13 protein-coding genes are annotated in these 19650 nt (G+C 45.1%); 2 read left to right on the top strand and 11 right to left on the bottom strand.

All coding sequences use genetic code 11. The features are described from left to right. Positions 1-7: 7 nt before the first annotated feature. From GGD38_RS15150 to GGD38_RS15175, 6 genes are all read right to left on the bottom strand, one after another. Positions 8-952: an endonuclease/exonuclease/phosphatase family protein gene (locus GGD38_RS15150; RefSeq protein WP_375297086.1), complete on the bottom strand. Its 945-nt coding sequence runs from the start codon at positions 950-952 to the stop codon at positions 8-10. Between the two features lie 9 nt (positions 953-961). Further along, the gene (locus GGD38_RS15155) at positions 962-2359 is read right to left on the bottom strand and encodes an FAD-dependent oxidoreductase (protein WP_375297087.1); all 1398 of its coding nucleotides are present in this window, start codon (positions 2357-2359) and stop codon (positions 962-964) included. 173 nt (positions 2360-2532) lie between these two features. Next, positions 2533-3840: an MFS transporter gene (locus GGD38_RS15160; protein WP_375297088.1), complete on the bottom strand. Its 1308-nt coding sequence runs from the start codon at positions 3838-3840 to the stop codon at positions 2533-2535. Between the two features lie 20 nt (positions 3841-3860). Continuing rightward, positions 3861-4937 carry a metallophosphoesterase gene (locus GGD38_RS15165; RefSeq protein WP_375297089.1) on the bottom strand — a complete coding sequence of 359 codons (1077 nt, stop codon included), beginning with the start codon at positions 4935-4937 and terminating at the stop codon, positions 3861-3863. A gap of 91 nt (positions 4938-5028) precedes the next feature. After that, positions 5029-6690: a RagB/SusD family nutrient uptake outer membrane protein gene (locus GGD38_RS15170; protein ID WP_375297090.1), complete on the bottom strand. Its 1662-nt coding sequence runs from the start codon at positions 6688-6690 to the stop codon at positions 5029-5031. Positions 6691-6709: 19 nt separating this feature from the next. Beyond that, positions 6710-9748, bottom strand: a complete 3039-nt coding sequence (locus GGD38_RS15175; protein ID WP_375297091.1) for a SusC/RagA family TonB-linked outer membrane protein — start codon at positions 9746-9748, stop codon at positions 6710-6712. Positions 9749-10210: 462 nt separating this feature from the next. On the opposite strand from GGD38_RS15175, the gene GGD38_RS15180 reads away from it, so the two are divergent. Next, positions 10211-11971, top strand: a complete 1761-nt coding sequence (locus GGD38_RS15180; RefSeq protein ID WP_375297092.1) for a hypothetical protein — start codon at positions 10211-10213, stop codon at positions 11969-11971. A 110-nt stretch (positions 11972-12081) separates the two neighbouring features. Here GGD38_RS15180 and GGD38_RS15185 read toward each other — a convergent pair whose 3' ends face one another. From GGD38_RS15185 to GGD38_RS15205, 5 genes are all read right to left on the bottom strand, one after another. Beyond that, positions 12082-13263, bottom strand: coding sequence for a hypothetical protein (locus tag GGD38_RS15185; RefSeq protein WP_375297093.1), 1182 nt, complete (start codon positions 13261-13263; stop codon positions 12082-12084). A gap of 12 nt (positions 13264-13275) precedes the next feature. After that, positions 13276-13596: a hypothetical protein gene (locus GGD38_RS15190; protein WP_375297094.1), complete on the bottom strand. Its 321-nt coding sequence runs from the start codon at positions 13594-13596 to the stop codon at positions 13276-13278. 285 nt (positions 13597-13881) lie between these two features. Beyond that, a complete protein-coding gene (locus GGD38_RS15195) occupies positions 13882-14379 on the bottom strand; it encodes an SRPBCC domain-containing protein (RefSeq protein ID WP_375297095.1) in 498 nt (165 codons plus the stop codon). Beyond that, a complete protein-coding gene (locus tag GGD38_RS15200) occupies positions 14376-14696 on the bottom strand; it encodes an ArsR/SmtB family transcription factor (protein ID WP_375297096.1) in 321 nt (106 codons plus the stop codon). Before GGD38_RS15200 ends, GGD38_RS15195 begins: the two co-directional genes overlap by 4 nt. 220 nt (positions 14697-14916) lie before the next feature. After that, complete coding sequence (locus tag GGD38_RS15205; protein WP_375297097.1) at positions 14917-15525, bottom strand: hypothetical protein; 609 nt, start codon at positions 15523-15525, stop codon at positions 14917-14919. A gap of 1279 nt (positions 15526-16804) precedes the next feature. Here GGD38_RS15205 and GGD38_RS15210 point away from each other — a divergent pair. Beyond that, the gene (locus GGD38_RS15210) at positions 16805-19576 is read left to right on the top strand and encodes a T9SS type A sorting domain-containing protein (protein WP_375297098.1); all 2772 of its coding nucleotides are present in this window, start codon (positions 16805-16807) and stop codon (positions 19574-19576) included. Positions 19577-19650: the final 74 nt, after the last annotated feature.

Genomic DNA, 19650 nt, shown 5'->3' on the forward strand with positions numbered 1-19650 from the left:
TGTCAGTTTAGATAAGACCTATTTCCGCCGACACAAAAAAATGGTCACTGGGGAATATGCCTTTCGGTTTGTCTTTTATTATACCCGCAACCAGCGGCTTGCAATTGCCTTTGCAAAAAACGAAATCGATCTTGCCTTTATCTGTAAGTTTTGGACTGTCAACCGGTTCAAAGCCATGAGCAGTAACGCCGGGATCGGTTTCGCCATGCAACGCTGCATAACTATCAATAAAACCAGCTGCCCTTACACTGTCGAATACATTGCTCGACGCTCTTGAGTTGAAATCACCGGTGAGTATTTGTGGAAAGTTGGGTTGGTACTGACTGCTTTCCGTTGCCATCAGTTTTGCCTGTTGCACTTTAGCTTCGGCCGATTTATGATCGAGGTGCAGGTTCACTACTCTAAATTCCCTACCGGTTTTTATTTCACGCAGGCGCACCCAGTTCACATGTCGCGCCCGTGCCGTATTCCACGACATACTGCCGGCCACCAATGGCGTTTCTGACAACCAATAGGTGCCGCCAGCCAGCAATTCGTAGCGTTGCTTTAACCACATTATGGGGTTCTTGGCAATGCCATGATAACCGGTTGGGTTTGCATCCATTTCGGGCCCGTCAAAACCAAACAAACTATATTTCGGCATCTGCTGTTGCAGATAGTCAGCTTGTTCTTTCAACACCTCCTGAAAACCGATGATATCGGGCTGCTGATCTTTTATAAGCCGCACGCACACTTCACGGCGCGCGTTCCAACCAAGGCCTTTTGCATCGTCTTCGGGTAAGGCTACACGTATATTGCAGGTAAGCACTTTGTGATTGCCATTGCTTTTTATAAATGCGCGGCTAGCTGTTGCCATTGTGGCCGCAGGGAGGAAAGGGGTTAAAGCAACCGCGCCCAACCCCTTTAACAATCGCCTGCGGTAAGCCATATTCTCGTGGCTTGTGTTTTTCATGTTAATTATTTATACAGTCGCTTCCTTATTTAAGCGCAGGTAAGCGCCCTTGCTTATCAATTCCTGTTGCAGCTGCTGAACATCTACATCTGCAGGCTGAATATTTTTTCTCACTGCCTGTTTTGCAGCACGACCGGCAGCCTCGCCCATGGCCATACAAGGCGCCATTACCCTAATGGCCGACATAGCCTCGTGCGTAGTTGAAATGCAACGCCCGGCTACCAGCAGGTTCTTTATTTTTTGCGGAACCAGTGAACGGTAAGGAACATCGTAACAATCGCCACACCATTCCAACGTGCAACCACCGCCCTGTGGGTGATGTATATCGAGCGGATAGCTGGCCACTGCAATGGCATCATCGAAATGACGGCAACCCATAATATCCTCACGGGTCATGGTGTACAAACCATTGATGCGTCTTGTTTCACGAATACCAAGGAAGGGCGCTGTTTTTAGAAAATATGCATTCTCAAAACCGGGCACATATTCTATCAGGTAGCGTTGGATATCGTAGATCTGTTTGCGGCCTTCTATTTCGCCATGGGTCAAACTTTCGGGATCGGTACCATTAACGCCATTTACGCGGGTCATATTCACCCACACTTCGCCTTTACGCAAACCAGTGATCAGGATGGTACGTTCGGTGGTAAGCGTTAAACCATCTGCCTGTGCTTTTTGCACCAGGTTGCGCATGCCTACCAACACAAACTGGTTGTTCTGACCAAAATATTCAGCAGGAATAAAATCGGTTAAATACGTTCTTGGTTCCTGGGCAACACTTAATCGAAGCTTTTCTGTATCTACACCGCCTAAGCAAAACATTAGGGTGGGTGGTTGCACACCGCCATGGTCGTTGCCATATTCACAAGGCACACCTGCGCGGTAAGCCACATCGGCATCACCGCTGCAGTCGATAATTACTTTTGCCAGAATAGCCTCGCGGCCGGCTTTGCTTTCTATAATAACGCCTTTCAGCTCATCGCCTTCCATTACCACACCGGCACAGAATGTATAGAACAATACATATACATTGCTTTCGCGTAACATTTCAAGCGCTACTGTTTTTACACTCTCCGGCTCAACCAGCGTTAAGCTCATATGTAAGGGGCAGGGACGATGTTCGCTTGCCGCCTGGCGCTCCTTCAAACGATCAATTAGTTTTTGCGGTAACCCTTTTATGATCTGGTTGCCCTTTTGACCCAGAAAACCAAGAATAGGCAACCCGATGGTCATGTTACCGCCAACAAAACTGCGGCTTTCTATCAGCAATACATTCAATCCGTCTTCTGCTGCCGCCATAGCAGCTGTTATGCCCGAAGGGCCGCCGCCTACTACGAGTACGTCTACCTGTGTTCGTACGGGTATCTCTCTTGCAGGTTCTTTGATTGTTCGTAAGTTAGTTTTCATATAATATTTAGTTTATCTTTTTTAACTATTGGTCGTGAAACGGTCCGCCAGCCGGCGGATGAAACGTGAAAGGGTTCACGAATTTCGAGATCGCTTATGGCCTTGCAACACCCGAAATATTGAAAACAGTTACGAGGCTCGAGATAAAGCGTTGCCGTTTCACGTTTCACGTTTTACGACTCCTGTTCCAGCGTTTCGACTGCGCTCAACGCTTTCGGATCAGTTCCTTCGATTGTGCTCAGGACCTTCTCTCTTCTAACCATAGTCCATAATATCAAAGAAGCCAATGGATGCAGCACCGCCATGATCATAAATATGCTTCCCGCTCCCAGCTTGCCCATCATTTGGCCTACGTAATAATTGAACAGCACGGCGCCTAATGCGCCAAAACCGCCGGCTATACCTAATACACTCGCCACATTATGTACGGGAAATGCTTCGGCCACCACCACACTTAATGATACCAGCCAGCTCAGGGCCATTACAGCCACCAGGCTGAACACGATCAACGTGCTTATAGCACCGGGCAGGTAATTGATCAATGCACATAAAGGCGCCATGGCCACCGTTGCCGTTAACATTATTTTACGGGCCCGCAATGGCTGCTTACCACCGCGCACCATTTTATCGCTCCAGGCGCTGGTTGCAATACTGCCTGCATCGGCAATTAAAAAAGGGATCCAGCCAAATAAACCTATTTGCGCTAATGTAAGTCCCGACCCTTCCTGCAAATACCCCGGCAACCAAAACAAACAGAAATACCATACAGGGTCACTTACAAACCTTATCAGCAGCACACCCCACAAACTTTTAGTGGTCCACAGCTGCCGCCAGGTGAATTTTTCTGATGCATCGCGCCCTTCCGACTGCATCACGCCTTTTGTTACTTCTATTGGTGGTTGGCGATAGATGATCTTCCATAACAATGCGATCAGCAATCCCACGCTTCCGCAAATAACAAATGCAGTTTTCCAACTGAATGCCAGTGTTAACCAGGCTATCAGAGGCGGTGCTATAATGGCGCCAATAGAACTGCCCGCCACACAAAGACTGTTGGCGGTTGCACGCACCCGGCCCGAAAACCAAACAGTAACGGTTTTTAATTGCGCCGGAAAATTGGCCGGTTCTGCCATGCCCAGCATACCTCTGAAAAACGAAAATTGCGTCACCGACCGGCTGATGCCGCCGCCAATGCAGGCTACTGACCATAGTATGATGCTGTACAACATAACTTTACCGGCGCCGAATTTATCAACGAGCCAGCCCGATACCGGGTACATGATAGCATAACAAATGGTGAAGATGTTTACGATATAAGCATACCCACTATCGTCGAGCGTAAACTCTTTTTTCAATAACGGCTTTAAGATCGACACCATTTGACGATCGACATAATTAAACACAATCGTTACAAATATGATCCCCACTATAAACCAGCGGCGATTATCATTGAACCAATTCTTTTTTTGTGTGGCAAGCATTCCATTTCGCTTTTATGCAATCAATTCAGTTCAAAAGAAAATTCATCAAACGATTCTCTGCGCCAGGCCAGGTGTTTTGTACTGGGCGACATAGCAAAGAAGGGTGAAAAGGTTTTTACCTGTACCGCTTTGCCATTGGGTGAAAATTCCAGTATGCGCAACCAGCCATCGCCCCCATTGCCGTAATGACCGCCACCCATAGCCTGGGCATTGAAGGTCATTTGTTGTACGTTTTTACCGGCATCATTCTTATCTGTTCTAAAGCCCACATGTTTGCGGGCATCGTCTTTTTCGCCAATATGTCCCGAGATCACCATTTGTATATTACCTGCAGGCTTCACTAATTTCTGCCAGATAGCCTGGCCGTAATTAGCATCTTTTAAATCGTACCGCGCTGTTGCCGTTTGTTCATTTTTATAATTAAGAAATGCGTGTGTGAGCAATACCACTGTATGGTTTTTATATTTCGGTTGGGCCACTACTTTTTTTGCCCATTGTAAAATGGTATCGCGCGGGGCAAACTCAACGGTCATAAACAAAAATGGTTTGCCCTGTGGCGAAGTGAACTCTAAACAGGAATTTTCGAGGCTGGGTGTATTATCGGGATTGTTTGTATACTCCCTTAGCATTTGCTTGTTCAGCGGGTTCTTGTCGGGTGTAAAATATTTTGGATAGTTGGTGTGTTTGGGTTCGTGGGTGTAACTGAAAATATTGTAATCGTGGTTGCCTGCGGCAGCCACATAGGGTATACGGCCATCAATTTTGCCAAAGGCTGCAGCAATGGTTTCCCATTGCTGCAAACCGGTTTGGTCCATCTTTTTTCCATCAGGGTTGGTGATATTGTTGTGCTCAACCAGGTCGCCGGTGCACAAAACCATTTTTATATGAAGCCGTTCCTGGTTCCCGGCGATCCAGTTCATCATAATATCGAGCAATGGCTGATTACGTTTGAACTTTACATAATTCTGCGGATCGGGCAATACCACTACCGTCCATGCATTGGGATCACTAAGAACGGGTTGGATACTGTCCGTTTGTGCAAACCCTGCAAAAAAGGGTACCAGCATAAACAACCAAAGAACAAACTGCTTCACCATAAACTATTGTATTTTGTATTCATTAGCACCCGCCTTCGCCAAGGCTTCGGACGGGCAAGCATTAGCATATTAGCACATTAGCTAATTACGCTTACCAGTTATCGTTTTGCTTTACCAGGCCTTTTGTGGTCAACACTTCAACATTAGGCACCGGCCACAGGTAATCGCGTTTGGCATTAAACACCATATTCTCAATAATGCGCATTACACTGGTGTTTGAAACACTGCTGTAATCGGGAGTACTGTTCTCATCGAGCGTTGGCGCCGAAGTAAGCCAGGTAGTACGGCTGCGGCCGTACCGCGGGCCTTTCATTACTTTTTCGGCAATCTTCCAACGGCGAACATCAAAGAGGCGCAGCCCTTCGTTGGCCAGCTCTATTTTACGTTCGCGACGTACCAGCGAACGCATGTAGGCCTGCGTTTGCGAACGTGGCACAACAGGCATACCCACTCTTATCCTTATTGAATCCAATGCTTTGTATACCGATTCATCGATTTGGTTTGCTTCAATTTTTGCCTCTGCATAAGTGAGCAACAACTCCGCGTAGCGAAAAAGAGCAATATCGCCTTCACAGTTCTCATCGTCTTTCATATCTTTTATGTCGGTCCATTTGCGCCACATATAGCCGGTGAAAGTGGCGTACTGATTAGTAGCGTCGGTATTATTAACCCGCACAGCCGGCGTTACATTGTAGTTCCATACTTTCAAACTGTCAGGATGTGTTTCAAACTGATAGCCATAATAAGTACTACCGGGCAGCGCAATACTCATGGCCAGCCGCGGATCGCGATTCAGAAATGGTTTCGATGGATTGTACAGTGGCGACTTATCAATAGTAAGCCCATCGGTACATTCGTATGAATCTACCATTTGTTGTGTAGGCACTTCATTGGCCACCCCACCTGCCAGGCGCGAGGAAAGGAAATTGCTGTTTGAATGTGAAACAATACCTTTTGTGAATTGCAGGGAGATGATCTGCTCTTTGCAGGTTTCACCAGCATAATTGAACAGATTGCCATAATTGTCATACAACCCGTATTTACCTATTGCCCTTGCTGCATTTGCAGCATCGGCTGCCGTTTGCCACTGCGCATTATACAATGCTACTCTTGCCTTCAACGCATAGGCCGCAACTTTGGTAGCCCTGCCGGTCACCCCTACATTCGATGCGGGGAGGCCAGGCGCCGCTTCATCCAGCTCTTTTAAAATAAAATTCACCACCTCTGCTTTTGCCGTTCTTTCCAGTGTAGCCTCGGCCAATGTAATACTTGTTGTCACCAATGGTACATCGCCAAACAATTCTGTAAGCAGCATATAGTTGAATACCCGTATCCAACGGGCTTCGCCAATCACCTGGCTTTTATACACATCAGTAAGATCGGTAGCCCTGTCAATATTATCTAACAAAAAATTGGCGCGGCCTATGGATTTGTAACACTGCGTCCAGGCAAGTTCTGCCGAACCATTGGCGCTGGTGGCGGTACCATTGCCCAGCTCCTGCACTGCATGCGCGCTTCGGTTCCAACTGATATCAGAAGCATTATCGAGCATCACCGGCCAGGGGCGGGCATCTTTTAAATTCCAGTTTAATGATTTATAACAACCTATAATTCCCATTTCCACTTCGGTAGCATTTTTATAAAATGTTTCTGAAGAGGGGCTATCGAGCGGCAGTTTGTCAAGCGATTTATTACACGCCGCTATTCCGGCGACAATACCGGCAAACAATATTATAGTGCTAGTACGTTTCATGTTTTGTAAATAAGGATGTTTAGAATTTAATGTCCAAACCAACGGTATACACTTTCACCTGCGGATAAGCATTACCCGTTCCTACAGGCGTTTCCACATCGTACCCTTTCCAGAATTTATCGCGGGTAAGCAGGTTCTGGCCGCTTACATACACCTTCACTGCATTCATGCCCCATTTATTAATGAGCGATACCGGCAATGAATACCCCAACTGAATATTTTTCAAACGGGCATAAGCCGCATTTTTCATCCAAAAACCGGAAGGCTGATAGTTGTTACCATTATCATTATAGGTAAGGCGGGGAAACTGTGCGTTGGGATTTTCGGGTGTCCAGTAATCCTTATGTATTTCATGTGCAGTTCCACCGCTATAAAATGGCTGAATGGCATATGAATATAAATAGCCATTGGCTTTGCCCACACCTTGTATAAAGGCATTAAAGCTAAAGCCTTTGTAAGCTGCATTCAGGTTAAGGCCATAGGTATAGCGGGGAATGGTACTGCCTATAATTTTATAATCATCATTATTTATGATGTTATCCTTATTCTGATTTACAAACCTGATATCGCCAGGGCCGGTTCCAGGAATTTGTGTTGCATGGTTAGCAACCTCATCCTGCGACTGAAAATATCCATCGGCTTCCAGTGCATAAATTGAATTGATGGAATATCCTTCGCGGTTCTGCAACAGATTCGATACACTGATACCTTTTAGATCGAGTACCTTGTTCTTCACATCTGAGATATTGAACCCAATGCCATAGGTGAAATCTTTACCAGCACGACCATTGTAGTTAATGCCTAACTCCCAGCCAATGTTGCTTACTTTACCCGCGTTTTGGAACGGCGCGTTCAACCCAATGTATAAAGGAATATCAAGGGTCATTAAAATATCGTCGGTAATTTTCCGGTACCAGTCGGCCGTGATTGAAAGGTTTTTGAACAACGTTACATCAACACCCACATTCGTCATGGTGGTAGTTTCCCAGGTAATTTCTTCATTGTTCATATCGTTCAGGGCGCCAAGCGAAACAACCTGTCCGGCCATTGTATAAGAGCCCAATGCAATGTTCGACGCAAAAGGGTAGGTACCTATATTCTGGTTACCCAATGTTCCCCAGCTTCCACGGAATTTCAGATCGGTGACCACACTGCGCAGGTTTTGCATAAAATTTTCTTCGCTAATGCGCCAGCCGGCCGAGAAAGAAGGGAAGAACCCATATCTTTTCCCTTCAACAAAGCGGCTTGAGCCATCGTACCGGGCGTTGGCTTCGAACAAATATCGTCCTTTGAAGCTATAATTAATACGGCTGAAAAAGCTTTGCAACGTCCACTCAGAAGCGGTTCCGGATGATTGCTGATTGCTTTTGTCGCCAGCGTTAAGTACTGTATAATCGGGAAACTGGTAGTTGTCGCGAAAGGCGGTAAAGTCAGAAGCGTAATAGGTTTCTTTTGATGCACCCACCAACCACTTAATACTGTGTTCGCCCAATTCTTTATCTGCGGTTATATTGGCGCGATAGTTACCATAATACGAGCGGGCATTGGTATTTGTTTTTTCGCTTTTAGCCGGCTGGGGTATTAAAGGCGAACCAGCGCCTGTGTAGGTGGTTACCGCTTTTATAAAATTGTCGTCGTAAGAGTTTACGAAACGGGGTGCTGCTACCAGGTCGGCCGTTAACCAGCTAACGGGTTTATAGGTCAGCTGTAAATTTCCCTGCAGGCTCAGCGTATTATTTTTCAAGGTACCGCCGTCTTCTACCATGGCTATCGGGTTATTCCCATTCCAGCCTTCGCCCCATCTGCCATCAGATAAACGGCCAAGCTGTACTGCAGGAATACGGTTCATTTGGGAGAACACGTTTGTCATACCGCGACCAGGCTGTGTTGTATTACGGTTTATCAATTGCAGATCGAGCTTCATGCTTACCTTATTACTGAACTTTACATCGGCATTGTTACGCAGGGTATAGCGTTCGAATGAAGATGATTTTATAATACCATCCTGCTTCAGATAACCTAATGAAGTTAGAAAACGCAATTTTCCCGATGTTCCGCTAATGCCTACCGAGTGGTTCTGCATCATACCCGAGCCCTTCAACACTTCTTTTTGCCAGTCGGTATCAGGATACAGATCGGGATTATTGGCCATTTCCTGGCTGTACTTTTCAATAAACTGATCGGTGTATACGGGGGTTATGCCTGTGTTTTTATACGCCACGTTCAACATGCGCATATGATCGAGTGCATCTACTTTATCGGGTAAATTGGTGGGTGTTTGTTTACCCATGTAACCATTGTAAGTAATAGTAAGCTTTTCGCCTTTTGCTCTTTTGGTAGTTACCAGCAGTACGCCATTGGCAGCGCGGGAACCATAAATAGCAGAAGATGCGGCATCTTTCAACACCGAAATACTTTCGATCATATTGGGATCGAGCTCATTCATATTGCCTTCTATACCATCTATTAAAACGAGCGGGTTGGCGTTATTAAGTGTACCAATACCCCGAATACGTATGGTGCCGGCATCACTGCCGGGGGCGCCGGTAGCAGTGGTTACAGTAACGCCGGGCGCTATGCCCTGTAATGCAGCCGACAATTGCGTTACCGGGCGGTCGGCCAGGCGGGCTGCACCAATATTTTCAACCGAACCGGTTAGGTTTACTTTTTTCTGTGTACCGTAGCCAATTACAACAACATCATTTAATGTACTGCTGGCCGACTGCAGTTTTATGGAAAGGTTTTTTGTTGTGCTTTTTACAGCTATTTCGCGTGTAACGTAGCCAATGGAAGAAAATACCAGGGTAGCGCTTTCGGCTGGTGCGTCAATTATGAAGTTGCCATCACCGTCGGTTGCTACACCTGAACTGGCGCCTTTGATGGTAATATTTACACCTGACAGTGGTGTGCCTTTATCATCGAGTACCTGCCCTTCGATCTTAATGGGCTGTTTGGTTTGCGCATATGTTCCTGTGGGTGATGCCAGCAGCAGGAACAAAGCATGCACCACAAATATGGTGGGCAGCATTAATTGCCTGAAGAAAGAACTTGATCTCATATAGCAAGGTTAGAGCGTGAAAAATCAGTGAACAATCGTTTCGTTGTGGCAGGTGTTTGCCGTCTTACATTTTCTATCATAACAAATACATTTAGTTTCGGCAAATGAATTAAATGTATTTTAAGTTATTTAAAGCACAATGTTAAGTAAATAATATCAAATTAAAACGTGAATGTTAACATTTTTATTTAACTGAATTTTAATTAGTTATATAACAAATGAAGAATCAGACCGGCTAACCGGACGAGTTTTAATACTTTAAAAATAACTGAAACCTGGATTTAAATGCATTAAACAATCATTAAAATGAAAGATAATTAAAGATATTTAAAGCTTGCTCTTTCTGCTCTGTCTGCTCACCCTTTCTTCAATTCATGCATCACTAACCGCAATCAATGAATGCTGTACTGGCCTGGCCCTGTTTGCCGGCCTAGCTTGCAGTCACATTAATTATAGCCAATCATGAAACAGTATTTTTCATTTGCCGCGGCAATAGCAGCAGTTAGCATATTATTAATATGCTCATGCGGGCGCAAGAACAGTGCGCTTGATGAACCCATTGACACCAACACCCAAACACCGGTAGGCTCACCCGCAGGCACTGCAGTTAAAAAAACAATTGACGCCCAGGGTGGCGAACTGGCCAGCGCCGATGGCCGCATACGGGTGATCATTCCCGCCGGCGCCCTAAGCGCCGCCAAAGAATTAAGCATTCAACCCATCGGCAATGAATTGCCTGGCGGCATTGGACAGGCTTTTCGCATTTTACCACATGGCGAACGGTTCAGCAAACCCGTAACTATTGTTTTTAATTATAAAGCAGAAGATACCCTGAACACCTTGCCGCAATTTTTGGATGTTGCCTTTCAGGATGAAAAAGGCGACTGGCAGGCGCTTAACACTACTATAGTTGACCGCACAAAGCGTACCCTAACAGTCACCACCACTCATTTTAGCGACTGGGGTTATTTTAAAAGCATGACACTTACACCTGCTGAAAAAATAGTAAATACCGAAGAAGAAGTAGCATTGAAAGTTACAACCCGGTTTCCCTATGTAGATCCCGATGACCAACCCAAAGGTGAAGCAACCACACCTGTATATACAGCGCCGCGTGAGCTGCGGCCCGATGAGATCAAAGGCTGGACGTACCATGGCGAAGGAAAACTGGCACCACGCGGTGCAGTTGCTTCTTACACGGCGCCGAAGAAAGTACCCGCAGCAAATCCGGAAGCCATAGTAGTGAATATTCAAATGCATCGCAAAGGACAATTCATGCTCATTTCAAATATCACTGTAGTATCGAATAAAAACGTTGCCTATCTGCAGGTTGATGAAGACGACATGAAATCCACAAACGGCGGAAAATGCAGGTTATATATGTATGGCTCCTTTGGCGCTGATCCTGGCGCAGACAAACGATCTGTAACCATTAACAGCACCGCGGTTGAAGTTGACCTGTGGGCCCCCACGATCATTCGCTGTAAGATAGACGAAACAATTTCAGGCGCTATAGATATACAGGCCAATGGAAAAACAATCGCCCAGGCGACCCTGCGAAAATTCACCGGGAAATTTTTGTACGAGCGCTTTCAGGGTGGCGTACTGAACTCAACCACTAAAGAACCTTTAAAAGAAACAACCTTATTTGAACTTGTATACCGCGGATTTGGCCAACCATGCCCATCAAACGTAACACCCATTTTATCTGAGGAAAACACCCTGGCCACTGGAACGGCGGCCCGCTTTACATTATCGGGCAGCGCAACAATTGTTACTCCGCCTAAACCTGGTACATGCGCAACCACAACCAGCGTTTCGCTTCCTGCCTCATCGGGCATGCAACCCATGAACTCACCAACAACTCCAAGCGTCAACGGTTTCAAAGTCAAAAAATGGGAGTCGGCAGATGGTATAACTATCAGAATATGGCTTAATATAAAAGAAGTGATCACAGGCGTGCGGGTAAAAAGAACTTCCTGCAACGGTAGTTCGCTCGACCCTGCACGTACGCTGGGGGTAGGGCTTGAAGGCTTTGGCAGCATGAACATTCCGCTGGTATTTTCAGGAAGCAGCGGCCTGATTTTAAAGAACCCCAATGGATTAACCAGCGGCAAACTCTCCTCTTCTATTCTTATAGATGCATGGGATGGTACCGGCGAAGCACCTACACATTATGACACTGATGGTGGTGTGCCGGCTACGTTTAAGAATGCGCCGTAGGGGAGACTGGGAAAAGGGATACATTGGCCCCGCCCCTGGCCCCTCCCCCGGTGGGGGGAGGGGAATACTTTCATTGCCTTTATCACGCTTGTTAACTCGTCAACTCATCTTTACAACATCCTCGCAGCGCCGGCCAGCGCCTTAAAATTCGCCCTCACATTAATAAAGCCAAACAGGTTGCCGTTCTTTGGTTCGTACTTAAATTCAACCGGCACCCAAATATCATTCATCACCCTTATTCTAATTGTGCCATTGAAGAAAAGCCGGTTGCGTTCTTCACCGGCATATAGCTGACTGAAATTATAAAAATAGCCGCCGCTGAATTTTAATTCAAGGTAGCTTTTGCGGGTATGCCTTGTTTTTATTGCCCAGTTAATGCCCGGTTCAAAATTAAAAACGGCCCGCTTCAGATCGCGCTTTAGCTGCAGGGTATCATCGGCCAGTTGTAATTGCGACCTGATGTTCAACTCAAGATCATTTTTGCTTGTACTAAACTTGTTCAACCCTTTTATTAGCTCTGTATGAATTACAATATTGGAGAACATCAACTGATCCTTATATGTAGTGTCAGTAACACCTACCGTCCAAAGCAAGTTCTGGTTGAAGTTTGAGCGAAGGTCCTGGTAAATACTATCGGCCGTTTGCGCCAGGTTAAAATCACTGTTGCGTTTTAATATTTCGCCCAGCCCGCGGGTAGCATCGCTTGAGGCGGCTACGGCCAGAATAGTATCCTGCAAAGACTGGCTCAATGCATTGAAATTTGTTATGCCTTGCCTGAAGCCGGTATACTCCATAATAGCACCAGCCGGGTTAGGCATGGTTGAGATCTTTGCCATAATAAGATCGTTTAGTGCAAACAGTTGTTTCGACCGGGCATGATTACGTACGGTGTTCAGGAATACCCGCGACACAGTTTCATCGCGTTTGTTGATAATGGCATATTTTATACCCGATGAAAATCCATTGAACCTAAAAGAAGTATCGAGCCGTAAAGAGACCATGTAATTGAGATTCCTGAGCGCTCTGTATTTTGTATACAGGGTATCGACCAACAAGGTAGTGTCGAGCTTGGCCATTACAGCAAATGGGGTACCGGTGAACTTTAGCTCTTTGTTGGGACTTGTCATTCTTTCAAATGCAAATTGAAAAAAGCTGTTCAGCACATCTTTATAATTACCTGTGGCCAAAGAATCGGCAGTAAACACCGGGTTGGGTGTTTTTTGTTGCGCCTTCACCTGTACGCACAGGCATATAAGTAACCCTGCCGTTAGCACGGAAAACTTTCCAGTCATATTACCTTTTTATTAATTAACTAAATAACCTGCGATGATCAATCCGGCATTGAATTGTTCGGGTGTAACAGGGGTTGTAGGTGTGTTAATAGCAACATTGGCTTTTCCGGCGCAAACGCCACTTATAGAGATCACATCTCCGCTTTGCACTTCAGAAAAGTTAACATTGCCGCTTTTACTAATACTTTGCATGTTGATCAAAACACCTTTACGAAAGAGAACTGCGGTGGCTTGTCCAACGCCACTGGTAAAATTAAAAGTAACATCTACCGGTTGTGAATGGGGGGCTTCTGCTGTTGCAAGGGAATTAGCAGTTAATCCTTGAGTAGTCATGGTTTCAGTTTTGGTATTTGAAGTAGTGTCAGGCTTAGGCTTTGGTTTTGCTTTTTTTGCGCTTTTAGCCATGGATGAGGTATTTAAGTTGCTAAAGCTACAAAAAAACAAAGTTTATAGTTCTCAGTTTATAGTTTTTAGTTTAACACTAAAGGTGAGTATGTGACTATATGCCGCAGGTTAAATATGTACGTTACTAACGGTGAAAGAAAAAGGGAGAGCACTCCGCCAGCTGCGGAGTACCCTCCCTACACATTAAGAGCGACCCGCCCTTTTATATAAATATTATTGTTTCGCCAGCAATTCGTCGAGGTTGGTATGGGCCATAGCAAAACCTTCTTTGAAGCCCATTTCAATGATCTTCTTCATATCATCTTCTGAAGCAAACGTAACTTCTATTTCAACTTTTGTTATATCACCTTCAGCTTTGAACACACATTTCCAATCCATACCAGGCGGCTCGGTTAAGGTATTTCCCTTCTCATCGGCAAAGCCATCATAACCGCTGAATGAACTGTTGGGAACAATAGTTTTATAATCAACTTTGCAATAATGGCGTGAACCATCGGGGCCTTCCATATAATAGAACCACTTACCGCCTTCACGAAAATCCATCGATACGGTATTGGCCTTCCAGGGTTTGGGCGCCCACCATTGATCTAACAGTTCGCTTTGCTTCCAGGCTTTCCATACCATTTCAACCGGTGCATCAAAAACCCTTTCAACCAATAGCTTTTTGTTTGAAGCATCGGTAGCATAATTTGTTTCTTTAGTTACCATCATGACTTTTTGTTTTTAATGTTCTTTAATAGAGTGTCAAGTTGTGAGAACCGGGTATCCCATTGTGCCCGGAACTGTTGAAGCCATTTGTCCACTTCTTTAAGTTTTTTAGCGTTAAAGTAATAGTAGATCTCTCTTCCTGTTTGTTCCTGGGTTACGAGTTGACATTCGGTAAGGATCCTGATGTGTTTTGATATAGCCTGCCGGCTGGTATTGAAATTCTCGGCCAGGGCGTTGGGGGTCATGGCCTGTACAGCCAGCAAACTAAGAATTGCACGGCGGGTTGGGTCGGCAATAGCCTGAAATACGTCGCGTCTCATAAGAACAGAACGGCCAATTTAGCAACCGTTCGGTTGCAAATATACACGCAACCTGATCGGTTGCGCAAATTTATTCTGGTCAATGGTGAATGGCCAATGCTAAATAGCGACCAAAGGGTTGGCTTATATGCAAATTCAAACTTCCCAACAGTGCAGACCTGGGCATATCATAAAAAAAGTCCGGGCCATTGCCGGCCCGGACCTTAACGAAACAAAAGGCTTACTGAACAATACGGGAAACCGGTTCCCAGTATATTGACTCGCCTTTTTTGTTGATGACAATGATCCTTACCCAGATCTTAGCCGCTGACCCAAACCCGTTAAAGGTGTGCTCGGGCTTAAGTGAGGTCTCACTCATCCAAACACTTTGTGATGTTAACGGATCGGCTGTATACTGGTGTACGTAAGCCCTTGCACCTGTTACCCGTGGTATGCGGATCGTAGCCTGACCAGGCACATCAAGACTAACCTCAAGTTTAGGCGCAGGTTTTTCCGACGGATTTTTATCGGCATTGATATCAAAACCGCTGGCAAGCAGCAGGCTTTTATCACCTTTAGCCGTTTGGGTTACGTAATAAGCCAACTCTGTAAGCAATTGTTGCAGCGCGGTCTTTTTGTCATCCTTAATAGAAGCCAACACCCGGTCGCGGCCACCGGCAGCTGATAGGGCTGCTGCATATTGTTCCAGCGCTTTTTCTATCAGCTCCAGCAAGGGACCTGCATTTGGGAAACTGGCATTCTGCTTCATACTGTCCAGGATCCGGCGGGTGATTTTTACTAATTCGCCATCCCGGCAGTATATAAACGAAGAAATGATCTTCTTTTTCATGATACTTAATTTAACAGTGAAAAAATGGTTTTGAACACGCGCTACTTATACAGGAGGATAACCAGAGAATTGGCCAATAAAGAATAGGTAAGGCATAAGAATGGCTGCGACCCCTGCGCTTCTGCAGGATCCTTTATACTACTACCATAAGATCATAGTAAAACAGAAAGACCGGAATGCAAACATCCTATTTTCACGGAACGGAGGAGCTAATTAGCAGACATGTCGGGAACTTATTTTCTTGCGCTTGTTATACCGGCGATCAATTGACAATTCGAAGATACGGTGGCCAGCATGCGACTTCCAAATTTTGGCAACATTTGGCAACACTTGGCAACATTTCCTAGGTAGAACTACTTAGTGACTGAACTTTTAGCGGCATATTTTAATCTTCAAACCCTGACCGTCGTCAATATTTCTAACGCTATTTGTTATCCTAAATTGACTTTAAAACCCCTTCTCGATAGTTAAATGAATTTAATTGCCATTCAAAAGATCAAATCAACGATTTAATAATTCAAATTGTCAATTTGAAAGATCAAACGACGGCTTAAAAGAATTTAACCGCCCATTCATAAAATTAATTCGATGGTTAAATGATTTGAACTGTCATTCAAAAGATCAAATCAACGGTTCAATCCTTCAAATCGTCAACCTGAAAGATCAAACCATGGCTTAAAGAATTATACTGCCCATTCATAAAATTAAATCGATGGCTAAATGAATTGAACTGTCATTCAAAAGATCAAATCAACGATCCAATAATTCAAATCATCAATTTGAAAGATCAAACGACGGCTTAAAAGAATTAAACTGCCCATTCATAAAATTAAATCGATGGTTAAATGAATTGAACTGTCATTCAAAAGATCAAATCAACGATTCAATAATTCAAATCGTCAATTTGAATTATTAAACGATGGCTTAAAAGATCAAACCGACCCATTCATAATATGAAATCGATGGTTAAACGAATTGAATCATTATTCAAAAGATCAATTCAATGATTCAATAATTCAAATCATCAATTTGAAACTTTAAACCTTAGCTTAAAAGATCAAATCGTCAATTTAAAACATCAAATCACCAATACACAAATAACCCCTTCTACCCAAACCCATTACCCTTTTCGCCATCATATAACGGTTATAATTATATCAATCACCAACAATAACATTCTTAGTCACATACTCGCTTCTACCCGGCTCTTAGCATAAAATTTGCGTTTGAAATGCCCTTAATAAAGTGATCCCTCAATTACTGTAACTTAATTTTATCTATGAAGTCTGTTTACCCTAACGCCAGACCTATGCAACTGGCACCCCCTGTTAGTATTTTGTTTTTTCTAATTCTTTTATCAGTACAAACCAGCCATTCACAAACCTTTAATGCACCTGTGCGCGTAGTTAACCCTTTTGATGGCACAGGCGGACAAGCTGGCTCGTACTACCCCTCACTACGGGTAGTGAACGGCAACCCGGCCATTGCTTTTAATGACGAAACGCACACGAACCTGACCTATGTTCGGGCGAATGATGCCGATGGTTCTTCATGGGGCGCACCCATTTGGGTTGATTCATCGGGTAGTGTTGGCAGATATTCGTCTATGGAAATAGTGAACGGCTTCCCTGCCATAGCCTACTACTATTCGGGTCGCGCCGATCTGAACTTTGTAAGAGCTACCAATGCCAATGGCACGGCCTGGGGTACACCAATTACCATACAAACAGCAGGCAATATTGGAGAATATGCCACGCTGCAGGTAGTAAATGGTTTGCCCGCCATTGCTTACTACGACGCTACCAACGGCGATCTGAAATACATACAGGCTACTGATGCCAATGGAACTTCATGGGGCACACCGGTAACGGTAGATGGTAGTGGAACGGATAACGTAGGAACCTACATCTCTATGCAGGTAATTAATGGCTTTCCGGCTATGTCTTATTATGACGTTACCAATCGCAACTTAAAGTATGTACGTGCTACCGATGCCAACGGCAGCAGCTGGGGCGTACCGTTTACAGTTGATGCATCAACTGCCAGCGTTGGCCTGTATTCCTCGCTGCAAACAATAAATGGTTTTCCCGCTATAGCCTATTCAGATGCTACCAACGAAATCCTGTATTTTGTGAGGGCTACCGATGCGAATGGCGGCGGCTGGGGCGCTCCGGTAAATACGGGTATGGGCTACAGCGCTTATTTTTCCCTGAATGTAATAAATGGGCTACCTGCTATTTCATATTTCCGCTTTCTTTACGGCCGGGCGTGCTATGTGCAGGCCACCGATGTAAATGGAACATCATGGGGCGCCTCTGTATTAATCGATGCAGCCGGCTCCACAGGAACATACAGTTGTTTACAGGTAGTAAATGGCATGCCCGCCATCGCTTATTACGACCAAAACAATACCGACTTAAAATATGTACGGGCCACTAATGTAAACGGAACAACCTGGGCTACGCCGCAAACATTTGATGTAGTAGGCATCACAGGGCTCTACATTTCCTTACAGCTGGTAAATGGCAACCCCGCCATGGCTTATTATGACGACGGCAATGACGATCTGAAATATGCAAGGGCCAATGATGCCGGCGGATTTACATGGGCAACACAGAAATCTCCTGATGTTATCGGCAATACAGGTCTGTACCCATCTTTACAGGTGGTGAATGGAAATCCGGCCATCGCCTATTACACGGCTACCACCGGCGATCTGAAGTTTGTTCGGGCTGTTAATGCAGATGGAACAGGCTGGAGTATACCGGCAACTGTGGATAATGGCGGAACTGCCGACGTTGGTTATTACGCCCGTCTTCAGTTAGTGAATAACTTACCGGCTATTGCTTATTTCGACAATACCAACAAGGTTATAAAGTTCATTCGTGCCACTAACGCCGATGGAACAGCCTGGGGAACACCCATAACTATTGCCGGAACAAATACTCAGGTTACACAAATTTCCTTTCAGATGGTAAATGGCTTTCCGGCTATTGCTTATGTTGATAACACTAATGGCGACCTGAAATATGTTCAGGCAACTGATGCCAATGGAACCTTATGGGGAACGCCAATAACGGTAGATAACGACAATGTTGGCGATCATCTTTCCCTGCAAATAGTAGATGGCTTTCCGGCTATTGCTTATTATTATTTAACAGGCAGAGACCTGAAGTTCATTCGGGCTACCAATGCCAACGGAACCGCCTGGGGAACTGCGTTAACACTCGATGCAACTTCAGATGTGGGCGCATACCCTTCCCTGCAGATAATGAATAGCTATCCGGCTGTTTCTTATTATGACGCCACCAGTTACAAACTAAAATTCATTCGCGCTACCAATGCCAGCGGTACAACCTGGGGCACGCCGGTGCGGGCTGTTAATACTGGCGAAAATTTAGGCAGTCATGCAAGTATGATCAGCTCGGGAACCGGCGCCGCCATTGCTTATTATTCAGAAGACAATTATTTACCATACTTTGTTACCTCGCCTGGGTTTGTACTGCCTGTTACCATTACCCGTTTTGCCGCGCAATGGAAAAATACCGCCGTTCAGCTCGACTGGCAGGTAGCCGATGAAAGCAGTATTGAACGTTATATAATCGAACGATCTGCAGATGGCAGTAAATTCGCAACACTTGCCACGGTAACTGCAACCAATACAAATGGAAGCCATAGCTATAATTACCCCGATGCATCGCCATTAGCGGGTGTTAATTATTACCGCCTTCGCATTGAAGAAGCGGCGGGCAACGTACGTTATTCATCTATTGTATCGCTTAAAGGTAACAACAATGCAACGCAGTATGTGAGCGTACAACCCAACCCGGTAAAAAACAATACGCTTCAGTTTGAAGCCAGCTTATCAGCAGGCGCCTATACATTGCAAGTGGTCAACAGCGCCGGAGTAACAGTATCTTCAACCCGCTACCAGCACAACGGCGGTACCGCGGTGCAAACAATTCCTGTTCTTTCGCAACTTGCCAGCGGTGTTTATCATTTGGTAATTACCAGCAATAAGACGAGAGTGACTGGTACTTTTGTTAAATAAAATTCCTTTTGAAATAATAAAAGCCTCTGTGAATATCAGGGGCTTTTTTCGTAAAACGGCAAACGTGAAACGTG

Source organism: Niastella sp. OAS944 (genome assembly GCA_024809215.1).
In the GTDB taxonomy this organism is placed as follows: domain Bacteria; phylum Bacteroidota; class Bacteroidia; order Chitinophagales; family Chitinophagaceae; genus Niastella.

Coding starts and splice junctions, on each gene's coding strand:
- GGD38_RS15150 (WP_375297086.1), bottom strand. CDS start 952: ATGAAAAACACAAGCCACGAGAATATGGCTTACCGCAGGCGATTGTTA.
- GGD38_RS15155 (WP_375297087.1), bottom strand. CDS start 2,359: ATGAAAACTAACTTACGAACAATCAAAGAACCTGCAAGAGAGATACCC.
- GGD38_RS15160 (WP_375297088.1), bottom strand. CDS start 3,840: ATGCTTGCCACACAAAAAAAGAATTGGTTCAATGATAATCGCCGCTGG.
- GGD38_RS15165 (WP_375297089.1), bottom strand. CDS start 4,937: ATGGTGAAGCAGTTTGTTCTTTGGTTGTTTATGCTGGTACCCTTTTTT.
- GGD38_RS15170 (WP_375297090.1), bottom strand. CDS start 6,690: ATGAAACGTACTAGCACTATAATATTGTTTGCCGGTATTGTCGCCGGA.
- GGD38_RS15175 (WP_375297091.1), bottom strand. CDS start 9,748: ATGAGATCAAGTTCTTTCTTCAGGCAATTAATGCTGCCCACCATATTT.
- GGD38_RS15180 (WP_375297092.1), top strand. CDS start 10,211: ATGAAACAGTATTTTTCATTTGCCGCGGCAATAGCAGCAGTTAGCATA.
- GGD38_RS15185 (WP_375297093.1), bottom strand. CDS start 13,263: ATGACTGGAAAGTTTTCCGTGCTAACGGCAGGGTTACTTATATGCCTG.
- GGD38_RS15190 (WP_375297094.1), bottom strand. CDS start 13,596: ATGACTACTCAAGGATTAACTGCTAATTCCCTTGCAACAGCAGAAGCC.
- GGD38_RS15195 (WP_375297095.1), bottom strand. CDS start 14,379: ATGATGGTAACTAAAGAAACAAATTATGCTACCGATGCTTCAAACAAA.
- GGD38_RS15200 (WP_375297096.1), bottom strand. CDS start 14,696: ATGAGACGCGACGTATTTCAGGCTATTGCCGACCCAACCCGCCGTGCA.
- GGD38_RS15205 (WP_375297097.1), bottom strand. CDS start 15,525: ATGAAAAAGAAGATCATTTCTTCGTTTATATACTGCCGGGATGGCGAA.
- GGD38_RS15210 (WP_375297098.1), top strand. CDS start 16,805: ATGAAGTCTGTTTACCCTAACGCCAGACCTATGCAACTGGCACCCCCT.